Source organism: Streptomyces calidiresistens (assembly GCF_014141525.1).
Classification (GTDB): Bacteria; Actinomycetota; Actinomycetes; order Streptomycetales; family Streptomycetaceae; genus Streptomyces; species Streptomyces calidiresistens.
This window is the reverse complement of sequence record NZ_VKHS01000560.1, coordinates 1-3,745: the sequence shown is the minus strand read 5'-3', so window position 1 is coordinate 3,745 and position 3,745 is coordinate 1. Positions and strand designations below refer to the sequence as shown.

The 3,745-nt window shown below is 74.1% G+C and carries 3 protein-coding genes; all 3 read left to right on the top strand.

Features of this window, described 5'->3' with window-relative positions:
* Positions 1-271 precede the first annotated feature (271 nt).
* The 3 genes from FOE67_RS19545 (at position 272) to FOE67_RS19535 (ending at position 3,701) form a co-directional block, all read left to right on the top strand.
* The gene (locus FOE67_RS19545) at positions 272-2,299 is read left to right on the top strand and encodes a DEAD/DEAH box helicase (protein ID WP_182666095.1); all 2,028 of its coding nucleotides are present in this window, start codon (positions 272-274) and stop codon (positions 2,297-2,299) included.
* Between the two features lie 310 nt (positions 2,300-2,609).
* Entirely contained in the window at positions 2,610-3,035 is a 426-nt protein-coding gene (locus FOE67_RS19540) for an Hsp20/alpha crystallin family protein (RefSeq protein WP_182666093.1), read from the top strand.
* Between the two features lie 336 nt (positions 3,036-3,371).
* The gene (locus tag FOE67_RS19535) at positions 3,372-3,701 is read left to right on the top strand and encodes a plasmid stabilization protein (RefSeq protein WP_182666091.1); all 330 of its coding nucleotides are present in this window, start codon (positions 3,372-3,374) and stop codon (positions 3,699-3,701) included.
* The last annotated feature ends 44 nt before the right edge of the window (positions 3,702-3,745 follow it).

The window sequence follows — 3,745 nt, the reverse complement described above, 5'->3', positions numbered from 1 at the left end:
TGTGTATAAGAGACAGGGTGTTCCCGGGGGGTGTCCGGCCCCCCGGGGGCGCTTGGGCGGGTGCCCGTTCCCGGCCGGCCGGTACCGGTTTGCGTCCCCGGTGACACGGTGCGTATGCTTGTAGATCGTTTGATCCCACTTGCCCGGCGCCCGATCGCAGTGCGCCGCGTGGCGCGTTGCTCGTCAAGCCGTGGCCGACCGCGACAGGCGGTTGATTCGTGACCTACGGAGCAAAGGCGCGTGCCCCCTTACTCCGGAAGGTCTTTTCCGCATGTCCACTGCTGCCCACGTCCCCGCGACCGAGGATCTCCTCCCGCCGGACGAGCCCACCACCACCTTCGCTGACCTCGGCCTGCCGGACGACATCGTGCGCCGCCTGGCGCACAACGGCGTCACCGTGCCGTTCCCGATCCAGGCCGCCACCATCCCGGACGCCCTCGCCGGCCGCGACATCCTCGGCCGCGGGCGCACCGGTTCCGGCAAGACCCTGAGCTTCGGCCTGCCGCTGCTCGCCCGTCTCTCCGGCCGGCGCACCCAGCCCAAGCGCCCGCGCGGTCTGATCCTCACCCCCACCCGCGAGCTGGCCATGCAGGTCTCCGACGCGCTCCAGCCGTACGGCGACGTGCTCGGCCTGCGCCTGAAGGTCGTCTGCGGCGGCACCTCGATGGGCAATCAGATCTACGCCCTGGAGCGGGGCGTGGACATCCTGGTCGCCACCCCCGGCCGGCTGCGGGACGTCATCAACCGCGGCGCCTGCTCGCTGGAGGACACCGAGATCGCGGTCCTGGACGAGGCCGACCAGATGGCCGACCTCGGCTTCCTGCCGGAGGTCACCGAGCTGCTGGACCTGGTTCCGGCCGGTGGTCAGCGGATGCTGTTCTCCGCGACCCTCGAGAACGAGATCGACACCCTCGTCAGGCGTTACCTGGTCGACCCCGTCAGCCACGAGGTGGACGCCGCCCAGGGCGCCGTGACGACCATGAGCCACCACGTGCTCGTGGTGAAGCCGCGCGACAAGGCCCCGATCACCTCCGCGATCGCCGCCCGCAAGGGCCGCACCATCGTCTTCGTCCGCACCCAGCTGGGCGCGGACCGGGTGGCCGAGCAGCTGCGCGAGGTCGGCGTGAAGGCCGACGCCCTGCACGGCGGCATGACCCAGGGCGCCCGCACCCGGACCCTGGCCGACTTCAAGGACGGCCGGATCCACGTGCTGGTCGCCACCGATGTCGCCGCGCGCGGCATCCACGTGGACGGCATCGACCTGGTCCTCAACGTGGACCCGGCCGGTGACCACAAGGACTACCTGCACCGTTCCGGGCGCACCGCCCGCGCGGGTCGCTCCGGCACCGTCGTCTCGCTCGCCCTGCCGCACCAGCGGCGGACCGTCTTCCGGCTGATGGAGGACGCGGGCGTGGACGCGGCCCGACACATGATCGGTCGCGACGGCCTCTTCGACGAGGAGCTGGCGGCCATCACCGGCGCCCGGTCGCTGACCGAGCTGCAGGCCGAGGCCGCCACCGGTGCCGCCCGGCACGCCGAGCGGGAGGCCGCCCGGATGGCCCGCGAGCTGGAGCGGGCGCAGGCCCGCGCCGCCGAGCTGCGGTCGGAGGCGGAGAGCCTGATCGGGCGGGCCGCCCGGGAGCGGGGCGAGGACCCGACCGAGGCCATCGCCCTGGCCGCCGCCGAGGAGGCCGCGGAGGAGGAGCGGCGCCGCGAGGAGCGCGAGGCCCGTCGCGAGGCGCGGCGTGTCGAGCGCGAGGCGCGGGAGGCCGAGGAGGCCGCCCGGGGCGGGCGCGACGACCGGCGGGAGGGTCGTGGCGGCTTCCGTCGTGACGACCGCCGTGACGACCGGGGCGGGCGCGACCGCGACGAGCGTCGTCCCTTCGACCGCGACGACCGGCGCGGTGAGGGTCGGGGCGGGTTCCGCCGCGACGACCGCCGTGACGACCGCGGTGGGCGCGACCGGGGCCCGCGCGAGGGCTTCCGGCGCGACGGCGAGCGCGGCGGCGAGCGCGGCGGCTTCCGTCGTGACGACCGCCGTGACGACCGGGGCGGGCGCGACCGCGACGAGCGTCGTCCCTTCGACCGCGACAACCGTTCCTTCCACGGCCGTCGCGACGACCGGGACCGCCGGGACCGTGACGACCGCCGTCCGTTCGGTCGCCGCGAGGAGCGCGGGCGTTCCTTCGACCGCGACGACCGTCGGCCGGGTTTCCGCCGCGACGACCACCGGGGGCGTTCCTTCGACCGCGCCGGTGACCGGCGCACCGACGGCCCGCGCCGCCCGCGCGAGAGCTGAGTCCGCCGGGGCGGTCGCGCCGCCCCGCCATCCGTGAGCCGAACGGCCCGCTCCCCCGGGAGCGGGCCGTTCGGTCGTTCCGGGGCTCCCGGGACGTTCCCCGGGGGCGTTTCGCGGTGATCGGGACAGCCGGGGAAGCCGGAGCCGGAGGGTGTTGGGAGGCCGACAACCACCTGCCACCAGCGGTTTTCCCGAAGGGGGTGAGGGCGCTCCACAAAGTTGAGTCGAAGCTTGGCAGGTTTCCTCGTCGTGCGTTATAAAGGAAGGGACACGGCATCGGAAACGCCGTCACGAGAGGAGTTGACCCGCCATGCTGATGCGCACCGACCCCCTCCGCGAGTTCGACAAGCTGGCCCAGCAGCTGCTGGGAACCGCCGCGCGGCCGGCCGTGATGCCGCTGGACGCGTACCGCACCGGCGACACCTTCACCGTCGAGTTCGACCTGCCGGGCGTCACCCCCGAGTCCATCGACATCGACATCGAGCGCAACGTGCTCACCGTGACCGCCGAGCGGCCGCAGTCCCTGCCCGAGGGCGCCGAGTCGGTGCTCGCCGAGCGCTCCAGGGGCACCTTCAGCCGTCAGCTGTTCCTCGGCGACTCGCTCGACACCGACCGCATCGAGGCCCGGTACGACGCCGGCGTCCTGGCCCTGCGCATCCCGGTGGCCGAGCGCGCCAAGCCGCGCAAGGTCCTGGTCTCCGGCGGCTCCGAGCAGCCCCGCGAGATCAAGGGCTGAGCACGGGGCCGACCGGGCCCCCTCCGGGTGCTCCGTCGGCGGCGCCCACCCCGCCCGGGGTGGGCGCCGTTCGCGTGTCACGGGCGCGTCACCGGCCCGCTCCCGGGGAAGGCGCCGTCCGGGACCCCGGGGGCCGTCGGGCCGGACGCCCCGGCCCCCGAATCGTCCCCGACGCCGGGTTCCCCGGAATTCCCCACGGTTGACACCGTTGCTCCGCTTCTCAACCGTTTCGCACCATCGACCCCGGGTACCCGCCCCACCGGGCCCCGGGAGGCCGGACGCACCCGGTTCACCGGGGTCCACCACGTCGGCCGACGGTGAGAGGAGCGTGTCGTCATGCCCGCCGGATCCAACGCCAAGCGCGAGCGACAGTACGAGAAGATCAAGCAGAGCCAGCTGGATCAGGGGCGTGGCGAGAAGCGGGCGAAGGAGATCGCCGCCCGCACCGTCAACAAGGAGCGCGCCCGCGCCGGTGAGGCCCGCGAGTCGAGCCGGGAATCCCGTGAGGACATCTCCTCCGGGCGGCGCGGCGGACTGCGCTCCGGCCACGGTCCCGGCGGCCCCACCCGCGACCAGCTCTACGCCGAGGCCAAGCGGCGCAACGTCAAGGGCCGCTCGCAGATGAACAAGGACGAGCTGGCCCGGGCCCTGGATCGGAAGGACTGACCGGGACGACCACCCGGTCCCGTACCCGACCACCGGCCCCGCGC

Bases quoted from the DNA above. Each gene is read 5' to 3' on its own strand.
- FOE67_RS19545 (WP_182666095.1), top strand. From the start codon at position 272: ATGTCCACTGCTGCCCACGTCCCCGCGACCGAGGATCTCCTCCCGCCG.
- FOE67_RS19535 (WP_182666091.1), top strand. From the start codon at position 3,372: ATGCCCGCCGGATCCAACGCCAAGCGCGAGCGACAGTACGAGAAGATC.
- FOE67_RS19540 (WP_182666093.1), top strand. From the start codon at position 2,610: ATGCTGATGCGCACCGACCCCCTCCGCGAGTTCGACAAGCTGGCCCAG.